We start from the raw sequence: 24,982 nt of genomic DNA, 5'->3' as shown, positions 1-24,982 counted from the left end.
GCTTAAAACTCTTCTAAAGCTCAGCTTTAAGCCCTAAAATATTATTACATATCCTTAATATGCAACCCTTTAAATTTCCGTAGCCTCGATTTGAGAAATTTTATCCGTCTCTTCAAATCCCACTGAATGTTTGTATACTAAATAATAAGGAAGATACACAAATGATGAGGTAAATAATATACCAATCCCACATAATAACATTCCAACGATGCTAGAAAGCAAGTAAGAAACTATAATCAATCCGAATAACAATACCCATTTTTTATTACCTAATTTAAATGAAGCCTTTAAAATCTCTTTAGCCGTTAATTCTGGATTAAAAGCAAGTATAATAGGAATAAGACCTATAGGTACAGCAACGTAAAAAACTGGTAAATAACACAGGATTACTGCAAGCAGAGCAATACCTAGACTCATTATGGAAAGTAGAAACAACTTACCCAAATATTCTTTTTTAAGAAACATAAACATATTTGCTTGACCGCTTCCAAGCCCTAAGTCCTTTTCTTTCACAACTCGATAATACCCCGCTGTAAGCCCTAATACTATAGTTTGAACTAAAGCCATTACTGGGAGAAAAAGCAACCCGAAAGTTATCATATACCAAGGAGATAGATTACCAGCCTCGATGCTTGATTCTGGTATTCCACTAGCCGCAGCGGCGAATATCGGAATGTAAAGAATTAAAACTGCTGGTATTACTAAAATTGTGCTTAGCAATAGCATAAGGATTCCTTCCCCCCATGTTTTTTTAAACAATTCAAAGGCTTCTCCAAAGATATTGCCGAAATCTAAATCGGGGGCGTTTGTAATTTTGTTAGATAGTTCAGTTAGATTCATGGTTCTCATTATTGATTAGTAAAAGCAAACCTACAAAAAAACCATAAATAACAAAGGGGTAAATTAAGAATCAAAAAAAATAGTGTATAGTAACTTAAGGTAATTATCCATATTAAGATTTAATACTTCAAAAGGATAATAATACAAGTATTACAATACCTTAATATTATGATTAAAACGGATTATAATTCAATTTACTAAACCAAATTAGTCCGAAATTTTAAGCGAAATATGATTAACCAATCTCAAAGAGAATTAGAATTAATCGACTCTAAAAGTTGAAGGCAAAAACAGGAAGCTTTATAATACTTTTTTGAATCATTACATTGTTAAAAGTATATCCACCTCCATTAAAAAACAGTCATAAAAATCTGACTTATAGCAATACAACTATAATCAAAGGAGTGTGACTAACTTTTTAAAATTAATATGCCAATATGTCACTACTTTATTATAAATTGTATCTTTGCGCAGCAATACAATTTTATCATTGAATAATGGAGAAGATAATTGACGAAAATCAACAAGGAAATAGTTTAGTTTTACAACAAAACAAAAACAACAACCGCAAACTATATATCGAGAGTTATGGTTGTCAGATGAATTTTTCTGACAGTGAAATTGTTGCATCCATATTATCCAAAGAAGGGTTTAACACCACACAGGAAATGGAGGATGCGGACCTTGTACTTGTGAACACTTGTTCTATCAGGGACAAGGCAGAGCAAACCATTAGAAAACGGTTAGAAAAATTTAATGCAGTAAAAAGGATTAATCCGAAAATGAAAGTTGGGGTATTAGGCTGTATGGCTGAACGTTTAAAAGACAAATTCTTAGAGGAGGAAAAAATTGTGGACTTAGTTGTTGGTCCAGATGCCTATAAAGATCTTCCAAATCTAGTACAAGAAATTGATCAAGGACGTGATGCAGTAAATGTCATATTATCCAAAGAAGAAACCTATGGAGACATCTCCCCTGTTCGACTGAATTCCAACGGTGTCAGTGCATTTGTATCCATCACCAGAGGTTGTGATAATATGTGTACATTCTGCGTGGTTCCTTTCACAAGAGGTCGAGAGCGAAGCCGAGATCCTCAATCTATTTTAGACGAGGTAAGAGACCTATGGGATCGTGGATTTAAAGAAATCACCCTTTTAGGTCAAAATGTAGATAGTTATTTATGGTATGGTGGAGGACTTAAAAAAGATTTTGCCAAAGCCACCGACATTCAAAAAGCCACTGCAGTTAACTTCGCTAATTTACTAGAATTAGTAGCGCTTGCACAACCCAAAATGCGCATTCGATTTTCCACTTCCAACCCACAGGATATGACCTTGGATGTGATTCACACCATGGCAGCCCATAAAAACATATGCAACTACATTCACCTACCAGTTCAAAGTGGAAGCGATGCAATTTTAAAAGCTATGAATCGTCTACACACCAGAGCTGAGTATTTTGAATTAATTGATAATATTCGAAAAATTTTGCCAGAATGTGCTATATCTCAAGACATGATCACCGGATTCCCTACAGAAACTGAACAAGATCATCAAGACACACTATCTTTAATGGAGTATGTAAAATATGATTTTGGCTTTATGTTCGCATACTCAGAACGTCCAGGGACTTTAGCAGAACGAAAAATGGAGGATGATGTACCGGAAGATGTAAAGAAACGAAGACTTACAGAGATCATAAACCTTCAACAAAAACATTCCCATTACAGAACCCAACAGCACTTAGGAAAAACTGAAGAGGTATTAATTGAAGGTACTTCCAAAAAATCAGACATGCACTGGATGGGGAGAAATTCTCAAAATACAGTGGTTGTTTTCCCAAAAGAAAATTATAATGTTGGTGAATTTGTAAACGTTACGATTAAGGATTGTACCTCAGCGACCCTAATCGGAGAAGCTGTTGGATATTCAGACAATAATTAATTTCACCAAAAACAATTCTCATGGAAAATGTTCAGGCCATAAAACAACGATTTAGTATCATCGGGAATGATGTGAAACTAAACCGTGCCATTGAAAAAGCTATTCAAGTGGCACCGACCGATATTTCTGTGTTAGTTACAGGTGAGAGTGGTGTTGGTAAGGAAGCACTACCTAAAATAATTCACGGTTTATCACACCGTAAACACGGAAAGTTTATCGCAGTTAACTGTGGAGCTATTCCAGAAGGAACTATAGACTCCGAGCTTTTTGGACACGAAAAAGGAGCCTTTACAGGAGCTACACAAACCCGTAGTGGATATTTCGAAGAAGCTGATGGGGGAACCATCTTTTTAGATGAAGTTGGTGAACTTCCACTAACCACCCAAGTCAGACTACTTCGTGTGTTGGAAAATGGTGAGTTTTTAAAAGTTGGATCTTCCAAGGTTCAAAAAACCGATGTTCGAATTGTAGCAGCTACGAATATTAATATGTTCGAAGCTATAGAAAAGGAGAAATTCAGAGAGGACCTTTATTATCGGTTAAGCACCGTTGAGATATTTCTTCCCCCTTTACGAAATCGAAAAGAAGACATTCATTTATTGTTTCGAAAATTCGCCTCTGATTTTGCTCAAAAGTACAAGATGCCAACTATACGCCTTGAGGAGGATGCAATTGATCTTTTAAAAAAGTATAGATGGGCGGGAAATGTACGTCAGTTAAGAAACGTCGCTGAACAAGTTTCGGTTCTAGAGCAAAACAGAACCATCACTCTGGACACCTTAAGGGGATACTTACCAGACACAGGAAGCAACCTCCCAGCGGTTGTGAAGAGTCAAAGCTCTGATAGTGATTTTGGTAGCGAACGTGAAATTTTATATAAATTCCTCTTCGACATGAAAGGGGATTTAAATGACTTGAAAAAGCTAACCATGGAACTAATGAAAAACGGGGGTGATCGTCAAAAAGTTCAACAGGAAAACAAAAGCTTAATCAATAAAATTTATGGCGATGAGAGTGAGGTGGATTATGAACCAGCAGAAAATGACGATACTCCAGTGGAGATTCTAGAAATAGAACAACAAAAGGACCCTTCATCTCTAAAAACGATTCCTGCAGCCTTAGAGGATAAATACCACTTTGCTGAAGACATCCAAGAAGAAGAGACCCTCTCTTTACACGACAAGGAGCTGGAGTTAATAAAAAAGGCCTTAGAGCGCAATAAAGGAAAAAGAAAAGCAGCTGCTAGTGAGTTGGGAATTTCCGAGCGCACCCTTTACAGAAAAATAAAACAATTTGATTTATAAAGCGTTATAGCATTCCAGAGGTATGAAAAACAGTTTAGTTCTTTTAATCAGTTGTATGTTACTATGGGGTTGCGGCCCCTACTCCTTTACAGGGGTTAACACAACAGCTGAAAGTTTCCAAGTAAATTTCTTCAGAAATGAAGCACCTATTGTAGAGCCTGGAATGGATTACGATTTTACCAATGCCCTTCAGGACTTAATTGTAAATCAAACCAATTTGCAGTTGGTAACCAGAAATGCAGATCTTATCTATGAAGGAGAGATTGTAGATTATCGTGTTTCTCCAATGTCTGCAACGGCAGATCAAAGAGCTGCTCAAAACAGATTAACCGTTAGTGTAAATGTGCGTTTCTTTAATGCAGACGACCCAGAGCAAGATTTCGAACGACGTTTTTCGTTTTTCTACGACTACCCAGCTACAGCGCAGTTAGTTACGGTGCGTCAAGCAGCTCAGGATGTTATTTTTGAACGAATTACTCAAGATATTTTTAATGAAACGCTGGCCAATTGGTAGAGTGATATGAATATTTCAGATTTTTCAAACTTACTTAGCAAACCTGAGAATTTATCCCAGGAGAATATCGAAGCCCTAGAAAAGGTTATCGACGCATTCCCCTATTTCCAATCAGCACGCGCTGTCTATCTTAAGGCTTTAAAGCAGCAAGGTAGTTATAAATACAATGGTGAATTAAAACAAACGGCTGCATATACCACAGATCGCTCTATACTTTTTGAGTTCATAACCTCAGAGGAATTTAAACAACATGGGGTAGCAAAAAAAATAGCTAGTCATATTGCCAATGAACAACTCTACCCTATCGAGGTCATAGCCGAGGAGGTCATCGTAAGAGACCATAAAACAGCCTTTGACTTTAACCAAGTGGATGCAGAGGCCGTCATGGACCCAGAATTATTTCAGCCTAAAACACCAGCAGAGAAAAAGAAACAAATAAAGCCTATTGGTAAGCCGGATGAAGTTAAAAGTCCAAGTGAAACCCTAGAAATTGGCAAGCCATTAGATTTTAACACCTCCGAATCCCATTCTTTCGTGGAGTGGTTACAATTGTCTTCTACTCCAAAGCCTATTAACCGAGAAAAAGTAGAAAAACCAACATCGGATAAAAAAAATCACTTATCAGCAATCGAGCAAAAGTTAAAATTAATCGATCGCTTTATCGAGAACAATCCTAAGATTCCGCCAGCAGGAAACACAACACAAAACAAAGGGAATTTGGCAAAGGCAGTGGTACTAGAAAAAAATGAACTGATGACCGAAACTCTAGCCCGTGTGTACTTAGAGCAAAAAAAATATAAAAAAGCAATACAAGCTTATAAAATTTTAAGTTTGAAATATCCAGAAAAAAGTGGTTTCTTTGCAGACCAAATTAAAGCAGTAACGAAATTAAAAGACAATAATTAATATTATAATGAGCACATTTTCAATTTTCTTGATACTTATTATCATCGTATCCTTTCTGTTGGTTTTAGTCATAATGGTACAAAACCCTAAAGGAGGCGGATTGTCTTCTTCATTCGGTGGAGGTGGAAGTCAAATTGTCGGAGGTGTAAAGAAAACCGGGGACTTTTTAGATAAAAGTACTTGGACATTAGCGACAATTCTGGTGGCCTTAATACTGCTATCTAACATTACACTAATCTCAAACACCACATCAGTTGATTCTAAATTATTAGAAGGAAGTGGTATTGAAAACCGCCAAGTACCTGCGGCAGAATTACCTCAGCCAGCAGCCCCTGCCACAAATGCAGGAGATAGTACATCAGGACAGTAAAATATATTATTCTATAGATTTAAATGCCAGCTTAATGACAAGCTGGCATTTATTTTTTACAGATGTCAGTTTTTTATGGGATGGCACAATTTCTGCCTACTAATAAGAGTTAAATTAAAAATTAATTAATCAAATATTGAAAAATATGTCCAAGTTAAACATCAAGCCGCTTGCAGACAGAGTTCTTATCGAACCTCTTGCAGCTGAAACCAAAACAGCTTCTGGTATTATTATTCCTGACAACGCAAAAGAAAAGCCTCAAAAAGGTACAGTTGTCGCAGTAGGTCCTGGCACCAAAGATGAAAACATCACCGTTAAAGTTGGAGATACCGTAATGTATGGGAAATTTGCAGGTACAGAACTTAAATTAGAAGGAACTGATTACCTAATGATGAGAGAGAGCGATATTCTTGCGATCGTTTAAGCCCAAACTTTTTTAACCAATTAATTTTCAAAACACTCAAAAATTTATTTTTGAATTAAAAAACTAAAAAAATGGCAAAAGATATAAAATTTGACATTCAGTCTCGCGACGGACTTAAGCGCGGAGTAGATGCATTAGCCAATGCAGTTAAAGTTACATTAGGGCCTAAAGGTCGTAACGTAATTATTAGTAAATCATTTGGTGCACCACAGGTAACTAAAGATGGTGTAACAGTTGCAAAAGAAATCGAATTAGAAGATGCTCTTGAGAACATGGGAGCTCAAATGGTTAAAGAAGTTGCTTCTAAAACAAATGATTTCGCTGGAGACGGTACTACTACTGCTACTGTTCTTGCACAAGCTATCGTTAAAGAAGGTCTTAAAAACGTTACTGCTGGTGCAAACCCAATGGATCTAAAAAGAGGTATTGACAAAGCTGTAGAAGCTTTAGTAGCTGACCTTAAAAAACAAGCTCAAACTGTAGGTGACTCATCTGAAATGATCAAACAAGTTGCTGCAATTTCTGCAAACAACGACGATACAATCGGTGATCTTATCGCTAAAGCTTTCGAAAAAGTAGGTAAAGAAGGTGTTATCACAGTTGAAGAAGCTAAAGGTACTGACACTTACGTTGACGTAGTGGAAGGAATGCAATTTGACAGAGGTTACCTTTCTCCATACTTTGTAACTGACACAGACAAAATGGTTGCTGAATTAGACAATCCATATATCTTATTGTTCGATAAAAAAATATCAAATCTTCAAGAAATTCTTCCTATTCTAGAGCCAGTTGCACAATCTGGAAGACCGCTTTTAATTATTGCTGAGGATGTAGACGGACAAGCTCTTGCTACACTTGTGGTGAATAAACTACGTGGTGGATTGAAAATCGCTGCTGTAAAAGCCCCAGGATTTGGAGACAGAAGAAAAGCAATGTTAGAAGACATCGCTATACTAACTGGTGGAACTGTTATTTCTGAAGAAAGAGGTTTCTCTCTTGAGAACGCTTCTTTGGAAATGCTAGGTACTGCAGAGACTGTTACCATAGACAAAGACAACACTACAGTTGTAAATGGTTCAGGTTCTAGTGATCAAATCCAAGGTCGTGTTAGTCAAATTAAAGCACAAATCGAATCAACTACTTCAGATTACGATAAAGAAAAACTTCAAGAGCGTTTAGCTAAATTAGCTGGAGGTGTTGCTGTACTTTATGTTGGTGCTGCTACTGAGGTTGAAATGAAAGAAAAGAAAGACCGTGTTGATGATGCATTACATGCCACTAGAGCAGCTGTTGAAGAAGGTATCGTTGCCGGTGGTGGTGTAGCCTTATTAAGAGCTAAAGCTGTTCTAGATAAAGTAAAAGTTGAGAACGACGATGAAGAAACTGGTAAGCAAATCGTTAGCCGTGCTATTGAAGCACCAATGAGAACTATCGTTGAGAATGCTGGTAAAGAGGGATCAGTTGTAGTTGCTAAAGTATACGAAGGTAAAAAGGATTTCGGATACAACGCTAAAACTGACTCTTATGTAAACATGTTAGAAGCTGGTATTATCGATCCTACTAAAGTAACTAGAATCGCATTAGAGAACGCTGCTTCAGTTGCGGGAATGATCCTAACCACTGAATGTTCTTTAACTGATATTAAAGAAGACGCTCCTGCAATGCCTCCAATGGGCGGCGGAGGAATGCCAGGTATGATGTAAAAACCATACCATCACAATACAAAGGGCCGTACTTTTAATTAAGTACGGCTCTTTTGTTTATTATTAGTAGTATCTGAATCATTAATTCCATTGTGAAAATACAATACAATTCACAAATTTTTGAAATATCACTTGATTCTCGTTTTACTATCTAAATATTCTAATTGCCGGAATATATTTTGTAGGCTTACCGCTTGCTACACGAACTGTATTTACAATGATTACTATCAAATTATAACCATAAATGATAAGGACAGCTGCATATACTAGTCCAAGACTAAACCTTGCTTCAGGATTAATAAAGAGCACCAGTTTACCAATCACACCTGTAAATAACAAGATAATTAGCGAAAAAAAGAAAATCACCCAAGTGATCTCAAAATTTAAAATAGACTTACCTACCCTATCAACATTTTTGACTTTGTCCTTTTTAAGAACCCAGAATACTAGCGGGACAATAATACCTAGAATTGGAAAAAACAAAAATGCTAAAGCAGACAAACACATCACTGTGAGATAGCCTCTATCCTCTTGGATTTTCCAATCAATAATGTCATCAAGAGATGTGTTCAAAGCAATAGCCAATCGCTTTAAGGAATCTCCTCTTGGGATAGATTCACCGTTTTCTATTCTTTGAATAGTCCTTAGACTTAATCCAGACTTTTCAGCCAAAGCTTCCTGAGTAATTCCGTTTTGAATTCTTAAATCTTTAATTTTTTCGATAAACCAGAATCGTCCATAAATTATTCTTTTAATTTTGCGTAAAGATACCTGTGATCACATCCATTGTGTTGCGTCTAAAAGCCCTTCTACTGCCTGATCGCTCTACAGAAACAGGACTGATTCGGTAAATTTACATGAAATATATTATTACACGGGAACTTTAATAATTGAGCAACTAATTATAATGCTAATATTATTTTTCCATTAGCAGTACTATCCTAAATAATAGTATCTTTAAAGAAAACATGATCAGATGTCAAACAAAGGATTAATCATTGAACAACGAAGCAGGGATATAGGAGATTTTTTAGTTGGTCGCTATTTACCTTTTCGCAAAAAAAGAATGGTCGGACCTTTTATATTTATCGACCACATGGGACCGGCTTCCATAAGACCGGGAAATTATTTAGATGTAGGACAACACCCTCATATAGGGCTTTCCACACTCACCTACCTTTTTGAAGGTCAAATACATCACAAAGATAGTATAGGGAGTGATCAAATCATCACCCCAGGGTCTGTTAATTGGATGACAGCTGGCAAAGGAGTGACACATACCGAACGTACCCCACAGCAGATCAGAGACGGCAAAACCTATCCCCTACACGGATTCCAAATATGGGTAGCCCTTCCAAAGGATCTTGAACAAATGGAACCTGAGTTTCATCATTTTGAAAAAGACCAACTCCCAAATTGGGAAGAAAATGGTTTGAAATTCCGATTAGTTGCTGGAGAAGGGTATCACCAAAAAGCACCAGTACCTGTTTACTCTTCGTTATTTATGCTCGAGATTAAAAGTTTACAAGAAACCGTATTAGAGATACAAGACCAGGTCAAAGGAGAAATTGGCATTTGCATTATTAAAGGAAGTATTACCGCCTGTGGAGAAGTGATTGAAGAAGGTAACATGATCGTATCCAAAACCGAGGATGCCTGCAGCGTGGAAGTTTCCAATCAAACACATCTATTACTCTTTGGAGGAGAAGCATTTGAGGACAAACGTCACATATTTTGGAACTTTGTATCCTCAAGTCCCCAAACCATAGAACAAGCAAAGGCGGATTGGAAGAACAAAGACTTCCTAAAAGTTCAGGGTGACGATTCATACATCGATATGCCTTAAGTAAAACAATTTTTAAAATTTAAGAGGATTCCAAGGACAAGAAAGTTACCTTTGCAAAAACAATATAATATGCCATTTGAGAGCTTAAAACCAAAGGTGGTAGCGCTTCTTTCTAAACAAGAGCAAACCCTTACCGAGAAACTTACAGCAGTTTGCGAACTTTTAAAACAGTCCATCGATTACTACAATTGGGTGGGCTTCTATTTTAAAAATGGAGATAAAGAAGAATTAAAGCTAAAAGCCTTTGCTGGTCAGCCGACGGATCACGTGATCATTCCATTTGGAAAAGGAATTTGTGGTCAAGTTGCAGTTTCAAACCAAAACTTTGTAGTCCCTGATGTTAAAGCTCAGGACAATTATATTTCCTGCAGTATTGATGTAAAAGCCGAGGTAGTCATTCCACTATTTGTAGAGGGTGAAAACATCGGTCAAATCGATATCGATTCACACACTGTAGATCCATTTTCTAAAGAGGATGAAGACTTTTTGACCTTTGTTAACCAAAGTGTTGCCCATATAATTAAGAAAAAAGATTTTTAGCACGTATAGATTCGCAAATTAATGCAAAAAAACTACTTTTGCACTCCATCATAACACAACGACAATGAACGATTTCAAATCAGCCAAATCGGCTTTAATTTCAGTTTTTAGTAAAGACGGCCTTGAGCCAATTGTAAAAAAATTAGATGAACTAGGTGTAACCATATACTCAACAGGTGGTACAGAAAAGTTCATCAAAGATTTGGGGATCCCAGTTGTTCCAGTAGAGGATGTAACTAGTTACCCTTCTATCTTAGGCGGGCGTGTTAAAACACTTCACCCAAAAGTTTTTGGAGGTATTTTAAACCGACAAGATAACCAAACAGATCAACAAGAACTGGAGAAATTTGAAATCCCTCAACTAGACATTGTCATTGTCGATCTTTATCCATTTGAAAAGACAGTTGCCAGTGGCGCATCTGAACAAGATATAATCGAGAAAATCGACATAGGTGGTATCTCATTAATCAGAGCAGCAGCTAAGAATTATAAAGACGTTCTTTGTGTTGCCTCTATGGATGACTACAAAGAATTCTTAGACCTCTTACTTCAAGACAACGGTAACATATCAATTGAAAGCAGAAGACGTTTTGCTGCCAAAGCATTTAACATCTCATCTCATTACGATTCCGCCATTTTCAATTATTTTAATGAAAAGGAATCTTTAGAAGCTTTTAAAGTAAGTCAAACCAATGGTTCAACCCTACGATATGGTGAGAATCCACATCAAAAAGGGTACTTCTATGGTGATTTAGAAGAACTCTTTGACAAAGTACACGGAAAAGAACTTTCGTACAACAATCTATTGGACGTTGATGCAGCAGTGAATTTGATGGGAGAATTTAAAAACGATGATCCAACTTTTGCGATTTTAAAACACAACAACGCTTGCGGACTTGCTACAAGAAGCACTATCAAACAAGCATACGTTGATGCCTTAGCTGGAGACCCAGTATCTGCATTTGGAGGCGTATTAATTTCAAACAAAGAAATCGACTTAGAAACAGCAGAGGAAATACACAATTTATTCTGTGAAGTAGTCATTGCACCTTCTTACGCACCTGAGGCTCTAGAGGCACTTAAAGGTAAAAAGAATAGAATTATCCTTATTCAAAAAGAAGTTGAATTCTCTAAGCAAAGTGTTCGAACCTGTCTTAACGGTGTATTAGTACAAGAAAAAGACCTTAAAACAGACACTGTTGAAGATCTTACGTATGTTACGAGCAATAAACCTTCAGAAAATGAGTTAGAGGACTTAATCTTTGCTTCTAAAATTTGCAAGCACACAAAATCCAATACCATTGTGTTGGCTAAGAATAAACAATTGTGTGCAAGTGGAACAGGCCAGACAAGTAGAGTTGATGCTTTAAGACAAGCCATTGAAAAAGCGCAGTCTTTTGAATTCGATCTCAAAGGTTCTGCCATGGCAAGTGATGCATTTTTCCCATTCCCTGATTGTGTAGAAATCGCAAGCAAGGCTGGTGTTGAAAGCGTCATCCAACCAGGAGGCTCCATTAAAGACCAATTAAGCATCGATTACTGTAATGAAAACAATGTTTCCATGGTATTTACGGGAACGCGTCATTTTAAACATTAATTTTATTACATTTGGGAGATTTATAAAAATCATGAACCTCACAGCAACTAAAACTGTGGGGTTTAAATAAAAATAAAACGGTATATTATAGAGCCCTTTAAAATAGAAATAACCTATTAACACAATAATTATTCATGGGATTTTTTGACTTCTTGACCGAAGAAATAGCCATTGACTTAGGAACTGCGAACACCTTGATTATACACAATGATAAGGTTGTGGTAGACAGTCCCTCAATTGTTGCCAGAGACCGAATGACTGGGAAAATTATAGCAGTTGGGAAAGAAGCTAGTATGATGCAAGGTAAAACCCATGAAAACATCAAAACAATCCGCCCATTAAAAGACGGAGTAATTGCTGATTTTGATGCCTCTGAAAAGATGATCAACATGTTCATCAAGGGTATTCCAGCGCTGAAAAAACGCTTTTTCCAACCAACTCTAAAAATGGTAATTTGTATTCCTTCTGGAATCACAGAGGTTGAAATGCGTGCAGTTAAAGAATCCGCAGAACGTGTCAACGGAAAAGAGGTATATCTAATCCACGAGCCCATGGCAGCAGCCATCGGTATTGGGCTTGATATCATGCAACCCAAAGGAAACATGATTGTCGATATAGGAGGTGGAACAACAGAGATCGCCGTGATCGCTCTTGGAGGAATCGTCTGTGATAAATCAGTAAAAATAGCTGGGGATGTATTCACCAACGATATCATCTATTATATGCGTACCCAACACAACCTATATGTTGGAGAAACTACAGCAGAAAATATAAAGATCGCCATTGGAGCAGCCACTGAGGACTTAGAAATTCCGCCGGAAGAAATGAGTGTACAGGGTCGTGATTTGCTTACTGGTAAGCCAAAACAAGTGCAGATTTCTTATAGAGAAATTGCAAAAGCCCTAGATAAGTCTATCTTGCGTATCGAGGATGCAGTAATGGAAACATTATCTCAAACCCCACCAGAGCTAGCTGCAGATATTTACAACACTGGAATTTACTTAGCTGGAGGTGGCTCTATGCTAAGAGGACTAGACAAGCGAATCTCTCAAAAGACAGACCTTCCAGTTTACATTGCAGAAGATCCACTCAGAGCAGTAGTAAGAGGTACAGGAATTGCATTAAAAAATTTAGAGAAGTACAAACCTATCTTGATAAAATAAAACAAGTGAATGCAACAAATAGTCAATTTTTTAATAAGGCATAAAACCTTTATTACATTTTTTGTGCTTTTTTGCTTCTCACTTTTTCTTGTAATTCAGTCACACTCCTATCACAATACAAAGTTTGTAAATTCCGCGAATTGGGTTTCAGGAGGTATATATAACACTTCCAACAACATAGGTGATTACCTGTATCTCAAACAATACAATCAACAATTAATACAGGAGAACAGCTATTTAAGAAAATTGCTCTTAAATAGCGGCATTCCTATTAAGGATAGTCTTAAGGATTCTGATTCTCTGGATAGAAAATTTAAAGTTCGTCCTGCCTCCATTATAAAGAACAGCTACAACAAATTAAACAATTATCTTTTAGTTGATAAAGGAAGCTCGGATAGTATCGCACAGGATATGGGCGTTATAACCAGTAAAGGAATCGTTGGTATTATCGAGAACACCTCTTCTGGCTATGCCAACATTCAATCGGTACTCAACACGTACTCCGAAATAAACGCTGCTATAAAAAACACCAATAATTTCGGATCCTTAAAATGGAATGGAGATGATTTCAATGTGGTTCAACTAGTCGATGTACTACGTTCGGCTCCGATTAAAAAAGGAGACACCATCATAACTGGAGGGATGTCCAGTATATTTCCAAAAGGAATACTCATTGGGACCATAAAAGACTTTTCATTAGATGTCTCAGAGAATTACTATCTTATCGATGTGGACTTATTTAATGACATGACCACCTTAGACCAAGTCTATATATTAGAAAACCTGAATAGAAAAGAAATTTTAGAATTGGAAAACAGCCTCGATGAATAAAACTGTCTTTATAAATACAGTCAATTTTTTGGTTTTGGTGCTTTTCCAAGTAGTACTATTTAACCACATTAACTTTTTGGGATATATCAATCCATATATCTACATTCTGTTTATTGTTTTTTTCCCTTATAACAAGGACAACAGGATCTTTTTTATCTTATGCTGCTTCATTCTAGGGTTTTGTATTGATATCTTTAGCGATTCTGGAGGGGTTCACGCAGCAGCATGTCTTGTAATAGGGTACTTAAGACCCATGATGATGCGCTTTGTTTTTGGCCTGAGTTATGACTATTATAACATCAAAATTGAAAAGACGCATTTCGGGCAGCGTATTAACTTCCTTCTTATCCTAATTTTAACACATCATCTGATCCTTTTCTCTTTAGAGATTTTTAGTTTTGCACATATTGTATTGATCTTGAAAAAAACGGTGTTTTCTGCAATATTCACCCTACTTTTGTGTTTAATTTTCATCTCATTATTTAGCAGGAGGAGTTCATGAGAAAATTACTTTTAGCATTTATTATTATCCTAACTACATTTGTTTATTTGGGCAGGTTAACCTATCTGCAATTAATAGATAATAGTAGTCAAAACCCATTGGATGATACTGCTATTAAGGCTGTTTACGATTATCCTGAACGAGGCCATATCTACGATAGAAATGGCAAATTACTAGTAGACAATCAGCCCTCTTATGATGTAATGGTCATTCCAAGGGAAGTAAAGCCATTAGATACCTTAGAATTCTGCACCTTATTAAATATTACTACAGAGGATTTCGATAAAAAATTCAGAAAAGCTAATAACTACTCTCCCCGACTCCCTTCGGTTTTTGTACAACAATTATCCAAAAAGGAATATGCCGTACTTCAGGAGAAAATGAGAAAGTACGAAGGTTTTTATATTCAAAAGCGGTCCCTTAGACATTATATCACCCATGTCGGGGCAAATGTTCTAGGGTATATTAGTGAGGTGAACGAGCGGGATCTTAAAAACAACACCTATTACCAATCAGGAGAACTTATCGGTCGACAAGGTGTTGAAAAACAATATGAAGAAACACTAAGAGGTCGAAAGGGCGTAAAGTTTATTCAGAAAGACCGTTTTAATAGGGTAATCGGCTCCTATAAAGGTGGCATTTACGATACCCTACCAGTACCAGGAAAAGACATCCAGCTAACACTTGATATTGACCTTCAAGCCTACGGGGAGAAATTAATGCAAAATAAGCGAGGTGGTATCGTAGCAATTGAACCCTCTACGGGTCAGATTCTAACTCTAGTCACGGCACCCTCCTATGACCCAGCTCTGCTTGTAGGACGTGAGCGATCAAAGAACTATACACAACTTTATTACGACTCCATTGCAAAACCTTTATACGACAGAGGTCTTATTGCAATGTACCCTCCAGGCTCTCCTTTTAAGGCTGTCAATGCCCTAATCGGTCTACAGGAAGGGGTAATCGACGAAAATTCCACGGTGGTTTGTAATGGGGGTTATCACTACGGACGTGGCGCATTTATGCGTTGCCATTGTAGTTATGGTAGTATAAACGACATGAATCGTGGGATATACAGATCATGTAACACGTATTTTGCGTCGACTTATCGAAAAATAATTGAAAAGTATCCAAGTGCTGAAGAAGGACTCAATGCGTGGAATGAACACGTAAAGAGTTTTGGTTTGGGCGACTTCTTAGGCTATGACCTGCCAATTGGGAAAGCGGGACGCGTTCCAAGCGCCACTACCTACAACAGTATTTACGGAGAAAACAGATGGTTTGCCACCAACACCATTTCAAACTCCATCGGCCAAGGAGAAATTCTCACCACACCGATTCAGCTGGCCAATCTAACAGCTATAATTGCAAACAGAGGATCGTACTATACGCCTCATATAATAAAGAAAATTGAAAACGATACCATTGCGCACGATTTCATTATAGAAAAGCATACTTCCATAGACCCTGAGAATTTTGAACCCGTTGTTCAAGGAATGCATGATGTTTATGAAAAAGGAACAGCGAGATTCTTAAAGATCCCAGGAATCGAAATAGCAGGAAAAACGGGTACCGCTGAAAACTTCACTAGAATAGAAGGCAAACGAGTTCAATTGACCGACCACTCAATTTTTGTGGCCTTCGCCCCTGTGGATAATCCAAAAATTGCCATTGCAGTATTTGTTGAAAACGGTTATTGGGGAAGCCGATGGGCTGGTAGAATATCTGGTTTAATGATAGATAAGTACATAAACGGCACTGTTAGTCGTACCGATTTAGAGGCCTATGTACTTCAGGGTAGTTTAATCGACGAATACGAAAAACCACTAGGTGGAGAATCATTTTATATAAACGATGGTAAAACCTACAACGAATGGCCTAAACCAAAGGAAGAAGAAATACCTCAAAGCAAGGCTATAAACACCCCAACAACCGATGAATAATTTTATTAAATCAATTGACTGGTTTAGCATTTTGCTATATGCTTGTCTGGTGTTTATAGGTTGGATAAACATCTATTCAACTACCTATTCTTCCGACCATCAAGGACTCATGAACCTTGACACCTTCCACGGTAAACAACTAATGTTTATCATAGTTAGTTTCTTGACCATTATTATTACCCTGGCTATTGAAACCAAATTTTATGAACGTTTCTCTAGTGTGATCTATCTAGCGACCATACTATCTCTAGCTGGCCTTTTTCTATTTGGTAAGAACATTAACGGGGCCACTTCCTGGTATGCCATCGGAGGTATGACCTTACAGCCTTCTGAATTTGCAAAAGCAGCTACGGCTCTTGCCTTGGCTAATTTTGTCAGTGATATTCAAACGGACCTCAACAACTTTAAAGACCTTTTAAAGGCTTTTGCAATTATATGCTTGCCTGCCCTACTGATTATTCCTCAGCCTGACCCAGGTAGTGCACTTGTATACCTGGCTTTTTTCTTTGTACTCTACAGAGAAGGACTATCGGCCAACTATTTGCTTGTCGGAGTATTTGGAGCCATTGTCTTTATATCTACCTTGTTAATAGGAACCCTATGGGTGAGCTTAATAACCATAGTAATCCTTATCTTATGGTATTTTATTACAAAGCGAAGAAAAAGAAAAATTTCAGTTTTTAGACTTGTCACAATAACTATAGTCACTATTGCGGTTTCTTATTCGGTATCCTTTATCTATGATCATGTATTTGAACAACGTCACCGAGATCGTTTCAGCTTATGGCTACGCTTAGAACACAACCCAGCAGAGTTGGATCATATTCGAAAGACAATAGGTTATAACACCTATCAGTCAGAATCAGCTATAGGCTCTGGAGGATTTAGTGGAAAAGGTTTTTTAGAGGGGACCCGTACCAAAGGAAATTTTGTGCCAGAACAACACACCGATTATATATTTAGTACCGTGGGAGAAGAATGGGGGTTTATGGGCAGTGGTCTTGTTGTGCTTCTATTCGCAGCTTTGGTACTTCGAGTAATCTTTCTTGCAGAGCGACAGAAATCATCCTTTAGCAGGATTTATGGCTACTCCGTTGCATCGATTCTATTCTTTCATTTTGCAATCAATATAGGAATGGTAATTGGGCTGTTACCCACAATTGGAATACCATTGCCTTTCTTTAGTTATGGAGGCTCTGGTCTTCTAGGATTTACCATGCTCTTGTTTATATTTTTAAAACTCGATGCCAACCGTATCAACGAATGGTAAGACCCAAAAACTAAAGGGAAATAAGAGCGATTATTTTCAGTCACATTACAAGACAGTAATCCATAATGTATAAACAATCTTATAACGCAAAAAGATAATTGCGAAACATTCCTTAGTCCTTTAAAGTTTTATAGGCTATCTAACAGCTTGGAATTATAATTAAAACAAAAAAGACCGCTTAATTGTTAAAACTAAACGGCCCTTCTCTTTTGTATATTTTAAAAATTGTTAATCTCTTATTCGAGCGACCTTTCCACTTTTCATAGTACTTACCTTTAAATCCTCTAACACATGAATCGCTTCTTCAATATATACATCTTTGGATAAATTAGCATGCCAACGCTCTCTTTTTGCCTTTAAAATGGTGTCACTGGCCATTAATTCCTTCTCGTAACCAAGCGAGGTAAAGCTCAGATTAGTTTCATACTCAGAAATATCTCTAAAGCGTTTCATGACTTCTTTATCTTGCTCAGCTTCCAGCTTATAATCATTTAGATTCAGCGAATATACTTTTTCCTGCTGCTGCTCTTTGATCCATCGTGCATTTTGATCGATCAACTGAAGCTGTGGATTTTGAGCCATGCGCTCTTTACTTCTCTCAATGGTAAGATCATAGTCAATATAACCGCTCCATGGCTTATGAGGCGCAGCCTCAATCTTATCCCAGGGTAGTGGATTATCTTGATCTTTTTCACCTATATCAGTATAACTATACTTATCTGGAACAATCACATCACTCTTCACGCCTTCTAATTGTGTTGATTCTCCACTAATACGATAGAACTTCTGAGTGGTTACTTTCAGCGCTCCAACATCACCAAACTCATTACTTCCTCTTAAGAACTGATTTAGATTAATGATATTTTGAACAGTACCCTTACCATAGGTTTGCTTACTCCCAAGGACAATCGCTCTTTTATAGTCTTGCATTGCAGCTGCTAAAATCTCAGAGGCAGATGCTGATAATTCGTTCACCAGAATCACTAGTGGACCTTCCCATTGTATACGATCATCCTTATCGGATAATATTTCCTTTTTCTTTCCAGTAGATTTGACTTGTACTATAGGCCCTTCTTTAATAAAAAGTCCTGCCATATCAACCACTGTTTTTAGTGATCCACCGCCGTTGTTTCTTAAATCCAACACTAGACCTTCTACACCAGCTTCCTTCATTCTCTCTACCTCTTTAGCTACATCAGAATATGCATTCCTTCCGTTATAATCTTCAAAGTCAATATAGAACTTAGGCAAATTAATAACTCCAAAGATGCGATCATTCTTTTTAACAATAGAAGACTTCGCATAAGACTCTTCCAATTCAACCACATCACGTACAATTGGAATCTCTTCAATGGATCCGTCAACGCGTTTTACGGTAAGTAGTACTTTGGTTCCTTTTGGACCTTTAATGAGTTTTACCGCATCCTCCAATCGCATTCCAACAATACTCACTGGGATTTCACCTTCCTGACCAACTTTAACAATCTCATCCCCTACCTCTAGGTCATCACCGCGCCAAGCAGGTCCTCCTGAGATAATTTCAACAATTTTAATATGGTCACTTTTTTTCTGAAGCCTTGCCCCAATTCCTTCAAACTTCCCAGACATACTGGTATCAAAACGCTCCTTTTCCTCTGGTGCAAAATACACCGTATGAGGATCAAAACCACCTACAATAGCATTCAGATACGCTGAAAACCAATCTTCACGGTCTAGGTCTTCCATAAATTCAAAATACTCTCCAAGAGTTTTAAGTGTTGCCTCTCTGGTTTTTTTCTCCAGTGCCACAGGATCATCAGTTGGCAAATAAGTAGTATCGATTGCCTCTTGGAATTCAACCTCTTCATTTAAAGCAGCCTTATCTTCTTGGTCTAAATCACTATCAATAGAGTCTTCTGCACTCTCCAGTGCAGAGGCGTATCGTTCAAGAGTGGAGAATTTTAGTTGTTTTCTCCAACGCTCCCACAACTCTTCTTTGTTTTTAGCATAACCCAGCTTGTCATAATTTACATCAATGCTATCATCCTTTGAATAATCAAATGGAGTCTCCAAAACATCTTTATACATCACCGAAGCCTCATCCATGCGCTGCATTAACCGCTCATAGGTCAAGGTAAAAAAGCTGATATCTGAGGTTTTAATCTGATCGTCAATAGCCTCGCGATAGGCACTGAATTCATCAATATCGGATTGTAGAAAGTAACGCTTCAACGGATCTAGGCTCTCAATATAATTATCGTAGACCTGTTGGGAAAATTCGTCGTTAAAATTCTTTGGATCAAAATGACCGTTTTCTAATACATAGGTAATAAGATCTATGAGAAGTTTGTCCTTATCTGGATTGTCAAACGACTTATTGGTAAAACTACACGATGCGGCCGATATAAGCAATACGGCCAATACATACACTAAATTCCTTTTCATTTATTAATTTTTTTTTACAGAGATTCTTATCTCATCATTTTTTCAATGGCACACTCTAAACCATTATCCCTGTGATGCCTCCAATATAAGAAAAAACTTTTGTGTTAAAGTAATTCTTACCTTCATATGATTTACCTTTTTTGCGATATCATGGCAAAAGGACGACTAAATTAAAGAAAATATTATGCCAAATACCTAAATATCAACTAATATTTTGTTAAACATCTAAGTACCTCCATTGTACTTTAATTTCATTATTTTAGCGATATCAATTTTGTATAAAAATGGAAAAAAAACCCTTAATCCTTGTCACCAATGACGATGGTATTACCGCTCCTGGTTTGCGAGCGCTCATAGAGGTAATGAATCAACTTGGAGATGTAATTGTAGTAGCACCAGATAGCCCACAAAGTGCTATGGGACATGCTATTACTTTAAATTCAACATTATACTGCAGTCCCATCACCATAGACGAAAAAGACATTCATTTAGAATACAGTTGTAGCGGTACGCCAGTGGATTGTGTAAAACTCGCAGTCAATGAAATACTCAACCGTAAACCAGATATTTGCGTCAGTGGTATTAATCACGGGTCCAACTCCTCGATTAACGTTATCTACTCTGGAACCATGAGTGCTGCTGTTGAAGCAGGAATTGAAGGGATCCCAGGTATAGGGTTTTCACTATGTGACTATTCTTGGGAGGCTGACTTTGACGCGGTGAAGGATTACGTTAAAACCATTACTGAAAATGCCCTTAAAAACGGCATCCCAAAAGGAGTGGTATTAAATGTTAACTTTCCCAAACTAAAGAAAAACGAAATTAAAGGCATCAAGATTTGTCGTCAAGCCAAAGCCCGTTGGATAGAGTCTGTCGACAAAAGAACCAACCCCATGGGTAGAGATTATTACTGGCTATCTGGAAAATTTGTCAACCAAGACAAAGGTGAAGACACCGATGAATGGGCTTTAGAAAACGGCTATGTCTCTGTTGTTCCAGTGCAATTTGACCTGACAGCACATCACACAATTCAAGATTTAAACACCTGGGAATTTGATCATTAGAAAAGAAATCACCATTGGCTTTATCGTAGGAATTATAGCCAACGTCATTGGAACACTAGGTTATATCTTAATTTTTTCAGACCTTTCTATTGCTACCAGCCTACAAATCGCTAGAGAACAAGGTCACATAGGAAGTATCTTAGCCTTAGGTGCGCTTTTAAATCTAGCTGCATTTTTTGGTTTCATTAAGTTAAAACGTGACCATAGAGCAAAAGGGGTGTTAATTGCTACATTTCTAACGGCAATAATAATTTTGCTGTTAAAGTTATTTTGAATTTAAATTAAAAGATCGTGAAGTACTATATCATTGCAGGAGAAGCATCAGGCGACTTGCATGCCTCCAATTTAGTTAAGGCACTTAAAACAGTTGATGATAATGCTGACTTTAGGGGATGGGGAGGAGATCTGATGAAGGACCAAGGGGTAGAACTTGTTCGCCATTACAAACAACAAGCCTTTATGGGGTTTTTCGAGGTGCTCCTGAATTTGAGAAAGATCTTTTCAAACATAAAATATTGCAAGCAGGATATTGAAAAATTTCAACCCGATGTACTGATCTTTATCGATTATTCCGGTTTTAATTTACGCATTGCCAAATGGGCAAAGCCTTTAGGATACAAAACCTTTTATTATGTATCCCCTCAAATATGGGCCTCAAGAGAATCAAGGATAGAAGCCATCAAAAGAGACATCGATGAGATGTTTGTCATTCTTCCCTTTGAAAAGGAGTTTTACGAAGAAAAACATAAGTTTCCAGTCCACTTTGTAGGTCACCCCCTATTGGATGCCATTCATTACGCCCCGCAAATTACTCCCGATCAGTTTAGATTGGAAAACAACTTGGATCAACGTGAAATCATCGCCCTACTTCCTGGTAGTAGAAAACAAGAAATTTCCAATATGTTAAGCGTGATGCTAAGCATTGTAGATGATTTTAAGCAGTATCAATTTGTAATCGCAGGAGCCCCAAGTCAAGACTACCAGTTCTATGCACAATTTATCAAAAAAAGTAATGTTCAATTTGTCAGTGGCAAAACCTATGAATTACTGAGTGTTTCAAAGGCAGCGCTTGTTACAAGTGGAACAGCGACCTTAGAAACTGCCCTATTCAAAGTACCAGAGGTCGTGTGTTATAAAGGAAACTGGATCAGTTATCAAATTGCAAAACGTATTATTACCTTGAAATACATTTCTCTAGTCAATTTAATAATGGACAAGGAAGTGGTCAAGGAACTTATACAATCGGAATTTAATTCAAAAAACCTCAAATTAGAACTTGAAAAAATCCTCAGTGAAGAAGTTCGAAAGAAGATGTTCCTAGATTATTTTGAACTTGAACAAAAGTTAGGTGGAAATGGCGCAAGTTTAAAGACGGCCCAACTGATTTATGATAAAATTTCTTAATTTGCCCTCCAAGCCCAAAATAACAACATGAGAAATTTATTTATCGCAATACTTCTTATTAGCCTTATCGGATGTAAATCCAACCAACGGACTGTATCGGTTTCAGCAGATACACCTAAGAGTGAAAACACCCAACCTACATCTGATCAAGAAGATCGCAGAGAGAAGTCTGGGAAAGAATCTAAAAAATCAAATGCCATTATAAAAACAGCCATGAACTATAATGGAACTCCATACCGATATGGAGGAACCACAAAAAAGGGAATGGATTGTTCAGGACTTATCTATGTATCTTTTAAAGAGCATGGCATACCACTGCAAAGAGTATCTGCCCAAATGGCAAAACAGGGCAAAAAAATTAAGCTAAAAGAAGTTGAAAAAGGCGACCTTTTATTCTTTACCACTAGTAAAAACAGAAAAAGAATCAACCATGTGGGACTAGTGGTGAGTACCCGAGCAGGTGATATTGAATTCATTCATTCCACCACATCAAGAGGCGTTCTTGTTTCATTTCTAAGTGAAGGTTATTGGAATTACGCTTTTGATCATGCTAGAAGAATTCTTTAATTATTATTAGGTGACCTGGAATTATTTTTACCGGTAATGACTTGTATTTTGTAACTTTAGTAAAAATATCAGAACTATGTTTTCTAAAAAAGACCCGAAGAAGCTTCTAGAGATCGACATCGACCAACACGAACTCATTGAGACAGCACAAAGCAGGATTCGACAAAAAAAGCGATTATATTATCATTTTGTAATCTTTCTTTTAGGAAGTATATTTATGATTGTAGCCAATAAGTTTCTAAACTATTATGTGCAATACAACTGGTTTGTTTGGGGGATTTGTATTTGGACTTTCATATTTCTATTGCATTTGATCAATGTCTTTGTCACCAATAGATTTTTGGGTAAAAAATGGGAACGCGAACAGCGTGAAAAATTAGTTAATCTACAGAAAAATAAACTAGCAAAAATCCAAGAAGAAATGGAAAGAGAAGCCGCTAAAAAAGCTAGTACAAACCCGCAAAACCCATTACCTTAATGATCACTATTATAGCAGCTGCAGCAGAAAATAACGCTCTTGGAAAAGACAACGATCTGGTTTGGCACCTACCTGATGATTTTAAGAGGTTTAAGGAGCTTACCAGTGGTCACCATATTATCATGGGACGCAAAACCTTTGAAAGTTTACCCAAAGCACTTCCAAACCGAACCCATATTATTATTACGCGAAAAGAAGACTACAAAGCAGTGGGGAACTGTATTGTGGCTCACAGTCTAGAAACTGCCTTAAAAGCATCTGTGAGCGATCCACAACCCTTTATTATCGGTGGTGGAGAAATCTACAAGCAAGCTATGGATATTGCCGATAAAATAGAACTCACCCGCGTTCACGCAACTGTTGAAGCAGATACCTTTTTTCCTGAAATCGATCCTCAGGAGTGGGAACTAACCGCGCAGGAACACCACCTAAAAGATGATAGGCATAAATACTCCTTTAGCTACCTTACTTACATAAGGAAAAAATAGATTTATTTAGAAATCGACTTGTTGAATAATTTTATCTGCTGGATGCGCCTGTAAAAAGCGCTGCATGACGCTGATGTCCTTATTGGTATAAAACCTAAGGGTTGGCCTTTGAGCTCCCTGATTTAGTAAGTTCTGCTTCTCTAAAATACTTCTAGTTTGTTTAGCCACTGCATTAGCCGCATCGATGATCTTGACCTGCTTAGGGAGGATTTCTTCAAGTTGAGGGCGTAAAAAGGAGTAATGTGTACATCCGAGTACCAGATAATCGATCCCTGCACTAATCATGGGGTTTAGGTACTCCAAAAGTAATTGATGCATCTGATCGGACTGCATTTCTCCAGCTTCAATCAAGGTTACTAGTCCATCACCGTACTGCTCTATCACTTTACGATCCTTAGCATACAAAGCAGCCGTTTTTGTAAACAAACTACTCGCTAAGGTTCCTCTTGTTGCTAGCACTCCTACCACACCAGTTTTAGAATTCAGTGCAGCTGGTTTTATAGCTGGTTCTATACCGATGATTGGAACACTATAGGATTGGCGTAAAATCTCTATAGCATTGGTGGTTGCAGTATTACAAGCCACTACAACTATTTTACACCCCTTTTCAAGCAAGTAATCCATATTCTTGATACTGAGCTGGATAATTTCACTTTGAGGACGATGACCGTAAGGTGCGTATTTACTATCAGCCAAATACAACATGGACTCTTCAGGCATCAAATCATAAAGGGCTTCCCAAACGGAAAGTCCACCAAGTCCAGAATCGAATATACCAATAGGGTTTGCGTTCACCTGTTTATAAAATAAAAAAACTGCCTATGTAAATATAGACAGTTCAGTGCATATTATACTAAAATT

At 37.4% G+C, this 24,982-nt stretch carries 25 protein-coding genes; 21 read left to right on the top strand and 4 right to left on the bottom strand.

What is annotated here, in order from left to right:
- Positions 1-69 precede the first annotated feature (69 nt).
- Positions 70-849, bottom strand: coding sequence for a hypothetical protein (locus I215_RS04910; RefSeq protein WP_237738927.1), 780 nt, complete (start codon positions 847-849; stop codon positions 70-72).
- Positions 850-1,337: 488 nt separating this feature from the next.
- Between I215_RS04910 and miaB the strand changes: the two genes are divergently transcribed.
- From miaB to groL, 7 genes are all read left to right on the top strand, one after another.
- Positions 1,338-2,783 (top strand): tRNA (N6-isopentenyl adenosine(37)-C2)-methylthiotransferase MiaB, encoded by a 1,446-nt coding sequence (gene miaB, locus I215_RS04905; RefSeq protein WP_008990853.1) that lies wholly within the window; start codon positions 1,338-1,340, stop codon positions 2,781-2,783.
- Positions 2,784-2,803: 20 nt separating this feature from the next.
- Entirely contained in the window at positions 2,804-4,087 is a 1,284-nt protein-coding gene (locus I215_RS04900) for a sigma-54 interaction domain-containing protein (RefSeq protein WP_008990852.1), read from the top strand.
- A 22-nt stretch (positions 4,088-4,109) separates the two neighbouring features.
- On the top strand, positions 4,110-4,601 hold the full coding sequence (locus tag I215_RS04895) for an LptE family protein (RefSeq protein ID WP_040459867.1): 492 nt from the start codon (positions 4,110-4,112) through the stop codon (positions 4,599-4,601).
- Positions 4,602-4,607: 6 nt separating this feature from the next.
- The gene (locus I215_RS04890; RefSeq protein WP_008990850.1) at positions 4,608-5,507 is read left to right on the top strand and encodes a hypothetical protein; all 900 of its coding nucleotides are present in this window, start codon (positions 4,608-4,610) and stop codon (positions 5,505-5,507) included.
- Between the two features lie 7 nt (positions 5,508-5,514).
- Positions 5,515-5,877 carry a preprotein translocase subunit SecG gene (secG, locus tag I215_RS04885; protein WP_008990849.1) on the top strand — a complete coding sequence of 121 codons (363 nt, stop codon included), beginning with the start codon at positions 5,515-5,517 and terminating at the stop codon, positions 5,875-5,877.
- A 145-nt stretch (positions 5,878-6,022) separates the two neighbouring features.
- Entirely contained in the window at positions 6,023-6,301 is a 279-nt protein-coding gene (locus tag I215_RS04880; RefSeq protein ID WP_008990848.1) for a co-chaperone GroES, read from the top strand.
- A 71-nt stretch (positions 6,302-6,372) separates the two neighbouring features.
- Positions 6,373-8,004 (top strand): chaperonin GroEL, encoded by a 1,632-nt coding sequence (gene groL, locus I215_RS04875; protein WP_008990847.1) that lies wholly within the window; start codon positions 6,373-6,375, stop codon positions 8,002-8,004.
- A gap of 147 nt (positions 8,005-8,151) precedes the next feature.
- Here groL and I215_RS04870 read toward each other — a convergent pair whose 3' ends face one another.
- Complete coding sequence (locus tag I215_RS04870) at positions 8,152-8,676, bottom strand: DUF4870 domain-containing protein (protein ID WP_008990846.1); 525 nt, start codon at positions 8,674-8,676, stop codon at positions 8,152-8,154.
- 304 nt (positions 8,677-8,980) lie between these two features.
- On the opposite strand from I215_RS04870, the gene I215_RS04865 reads away from it, so the two are divergent.
- The 8 genes from I215_RS04865 to rodA all read left to right on the top strand — a co-directional run bounded on the left by I215_RS04865 (position 8,981) and on the right by rodA (position 17,696).
- Entirely contained in the window at positions 8,981-9,850 is an 870-nt protein-coding gene (locus tag I215_RS04865; RefSeq protein WP_008990845.1) for a pirin family protein, read from the top strand.
- A gap of 69 nt (positions 9,851-9,919) precedes the next feature.
- Positions 9,920-10,390: a GAF domain-containing protein gene (locus tag I215_RS04860; protein WP_008990844.1), complete on the top strand. Its 471-nt coding sequence runs from the start codon at positions 9,920-9,922 to the stop codon at positions 10,388-10,390.
- Between the two features lie 64 nt (positions 10,391-10,454).
- The gene (gene purH, locus I215_RS04855) at positions 10,455-11,987 is read left to right on the top strand and encodes a bifunctional phosphoribosylaminoimidazolecarboxamide formyltransferase/IMP cyclohydrolase (RefSeq protein ID WP_008990843.1); all 1,533 of its coding nucleotides are present in this window, start codon (positions 10,455-10,457) and stop codon (positions 11,985-11,987) included.
- A 134-nt stretch (positions 11,988-12,121) separates the two neighbouring features.
- On the top strand, positions 12,122-13,150 hold the full coding sequence (locus I215_RS04850) for a rod shape-determining protein (RefSeq protein WP_008612051.1): 1,029 nt from the start codon (positions 12,122-12,124) through the stop codon (positions 13,148-13,150).
- 9 nt (positions 13,151-13,159) lie between these two features.
- The gene (gene mreC, locus I215_RS04845; protein ID WP_008990842.1) at positions 13,160-13,981 is read left to right on the top strand and encodes a rod shape-determining protein MreC; all 822 of its coding nucleotides are present in this window, start codon (positions 13,160-13,162) and stop codon (positions 13,979-13,981) included.
- On the top strand, positions 13,974-14,483 hold the full coding sequence (gene mreD, locus I215_RS04840; RefSeq protein WP_008990841.1) for a rod shape-determining protein MreD: 510 nt from the start codon (positions 13,974-13,976) through the stop codon (positions 14,481-14,483). Before mreC ends, mreD begins: the two co-directional genes overlap by 8 nt.
- Complete coding sequence (gene mrdA, locus I215_RS04835) at positions 14,480-16,426, top strand: penicillin-binding protein 2 (protein WP_008990840.1); 1,947 nt, start codon at positions 14,480-14,482, stop codon at positions 16,424-16,426. The genes mreD and mrdA overlap by 4 nt, the downstream gene beginning before the upstream one ends.
- Complete coding sequence (gene rodA, locus I215_RS04830; protein WP_008990839.1) at positions 16,419-17,696, top strand: rod shape-determining protein RodA; 1,278 nt, start codon at positions 16,419-16,421, stop codon at positions 17,694-17,696. Before mrdA ends, rodA begins: the two co-directional genes overlap by 8 nt.
- A 228-nt stretch (positions 17,697-17,924) precedes the next feature.
- Here the strand turns inward: rodA and I215_RS04825 are convergent, their stop codons facing one another.
- Entirely contained in the window at positions 17,925-20,120 is a 2,196-nt protein-coding gene (locus I215_RS04825) for a carboxy terminal-processing peptidase (RefSeq protein ID WP_008990838.1), read from the bottom strand.
- A gap of 284 nt (positions 20,121-20,404) precedes the next feature.
- Here I215_RS04825 and surE point away from each other — a divergent pair, with 284 nt between their 5' ends.
- From surE to I215_RS04795, 6 genes are all read left to right on the top strand, one after another.
- Positions 20,405-21,184 (top strand): 5'/3'-nucleotidase SurE, encoded by a 780-nt coding sequence (gene surE, locus I215_RS04820; RefSeq protein ID WP_008990837.1) that lies wholly within the window; start codon positions 20,405-20,407, stop codon positions 21,182-21,184.
- The gene (locus I215_RS04815; RefSeq protein WP_040459874.1) at positions 21,177-21,458 is read left to right on the top strand and encodes a hypothetical protein; all 282 of its coding nucleotides are present in this window, start codon (positions 21,177-21,179) and stop codon (positions 21,456-21,458) included. The genes surE and I215_RS04815 overlap by 8 nt, the downstream gene beginning before the upstream one ends.
- A gap of 17 nt (positions 21,459-21,475) precedes the next feature.
- Complete coding sequence (gene lpxB / locus I215_RS04810) at positions 21,476-22,588, top strand: lipid-A-disaccharide synthase (RefSeq protein WP_008990835.1); 1,113 nt, start codon at positions 21,476-21,478, stop codon at positions 22,586-22,588.
- A 27-nt stretch (positions 22,589-22,615) separates the two neighbouring features.
- A complete protein-coding gene (locus I215_RS04805) occupies positions 22,616-23,155 on the top strand; it encodes a C40 family peptidase (RefSeq protein WP_008990834.1) in 540 nt (179 codons plus the stop codon).
- Positions 23,156-23,231: 76 nt separating this feature from the next.
- Positions 23,232-23,633: a 2TM domain-containing protein gene (locus I215_RS04800; protein ID WP_008990833.1), complete on the top strand. Its 402-nt coding sequence runs from the start codon at positions 23,232-23,234 to the stop codon at positions 23,631-23,633.
- A complete protein-coding gene (locus I215_RS04795) occupies positions 23,633-24,121 on the top strand; it encodes a dihydrofolate reductase (protein WP_008990832.1) in 489 nt (162 codons plus the stop codon). Before I215_RS04800 ends, I215_RS04795 begins: the two co-directional genes overlap by 1 nt.
- 6 nt (positions 24,122-24,127) lie before the next feature.
- Here I215_RS04795 and murI read toward each other — a convergent pair whose 3' ends face one another.
- Positions 24,128-24,916 (bottom strand): glutamate racemase, encoded by a 789-nt coding sequence (gene murI, locus I215_RS04790; RefSeq protein WP_008990831.1) that lies wholly within the window; start codon positions 24,914-24,916, stop codon positions 24,128-24,130.
- Between the last annotated feature and the right edge of the window lie 66 nt (positions 24,917-24,982).

This window comes from Galbibacter marinus (assembly GCF_000300875.1).
In the GTDB taxonomy this organism is placed as follows: domain Bacteria; phylum Bacteroidota; class Bacteroidia; order Flavobacteriales; family Flavobacteriaceae; genus Galbibacter; species Galbibacter marinus.
The sequence above is the reverse complement of the archived record's forward strand: the minus strand, read 5'-3'. Positions and strand labels throughout refer to the sequence as shown.

Excerpts from the sequence above, each read along its gene's own strand:
- I215_RS04805 (WP_008990834.1), top strand. The coding sequence starts at position 22,616 with ATGAGAAATTTATTTATCGCAATACTTCTTATTAGCCTTATCGGATGT.
- I215_RS04795 (WP_008990832.1), top strand. The coding sequence starts at position 23,633 with ATGATCACTATTATAGCAGCTGCAGCAGAAAATAACGCTCTTGGAAAA.
- rodA (WP_008990839.1), top strand. The coding sequence starts at position 16,419 with ATGAATAATTTTATTAAATCAATTGACTGGTTTAGCATTTTGCTATAT.
- surE (WP_008990837.1), top strand. The coding sequence starts at position 20,405 with ATGGAAAAAAAACCCTTAATCCTTGTCACCAATGACGATGGTATTACC.
- I215_RS04850 (WP_008612051.1), top strand. The coding sequence starts at position 12,122 with ATGGGATTTTTTGACTTCTTGACCGAAGAAATAGCCATTGACTTAGGA.
- I215_RS04865 (WP_008990845.1), top strand. The coding sequence starts at position 8,981 with ATGTCAAACAAAGGATTAATCATTGAACAACGAAGCAGGGATATAGGA.
- I215_RS04825 (WP_008990838.1), bottom strand. The coding sequence starts at position 20,120 with ATGAAAAGGAATTTAGTGTATGTATTGGCCGTATTGCTTATATCGGCC.
- I215_RS04860 (WP_008990844.1), top strand. The coding sequence starts at position 9,920 with ATGCCATTTGAGAGCTTAAAACCAAAGGTGGTAGCGCTTCTTTCTAAA.
- I215_RS04900 (WP_008990852.1), top strand. The coding sequence starts at position 2,804 with ATGGAAAATGTTCAGGCCATAAAACAACGATTTAGTATCATCGGGAAT.
- I215_RS04890 (WP_008990850.1), top strand. The coding sequence starts at position 4,608 with ATGAATATTTCAGATTTTTCAAACTTACTTAGCAAACCTGAGAATTTA.
- purH (WP_008990843.1), top strand. The coding sequence starts at position 10,455 with ATGAACGATTTCAAATCAGCCAAATCGGCTTTAATTTCAGTTTTTAGT.
- mrdA (WP_008990840.1), top strand. The coding sequence starts at position 14,480 with ATGAGAAAATTACTTTTAGCATTTATTATTATCCTAACTACATTTGTT.
- I215_RS04895 (WP_040459867.1), top strand. The coding sequence starts at position 4,110 with ATGAAAAACAGTTTAGTTCTTTTAATCAGTTGTATGTTACTATGGGGT.
- groL (WP_008990847.1), top strand. The coding sequence starts at position 6,373 with ATGGCAAAAGATATAAAATTTGACATTCAGTCTCGCGACGGACTTAAG.
- I215_RS04800 (WP_008990833.1), top strand. The coding sequence starts at position 23,232 with ATGTTTTCTAAAAAAGACCCGAAGAAGCTTCTAGAGATCGACATCGAC.
- mreD (WP_008990841.1), top strand. The coding sequence starts at position 13,974 with ATGAATAAAACTGTCTTTATAAATACAGTCAATTTTTTGGTTTTGGTG.
- secG (WP_008990849.1), top strand. The coding sequence starts at position 5,515 with ATGAGCACATTTTCAATTTTCTTGATACTTATTATCATCGTATCCTTT.
- miaB (WP_008990853.1), top strand. The coding sequence starts at position 1,338 with ATGGAGAAGATAATTGACGAAAATCAACAAGGAAATAGTTTAGTTTTA.
- mreC (WP_008990842.1), top strand. The coding sequence starts at position 13,160 with ATGCAACAAATAGTCAATTTTTTAATAAGGCATAAAACCTTTATTACA.
- I215_RS04910 (WP_237738927.1), bottom strand. The coding sequence starts at position 849 with ATGAGAACCATGAATCTAACTGAACTATCTAACAAAATTACAAACGCC.
- I215_RS04880 (WP_008990848.1), top strand. The coding sequence starts at position 6,023 with ATGTCCAAGTTAAACATCAAGCCGCTTGCAGACAGAGTTCTTATCGAA.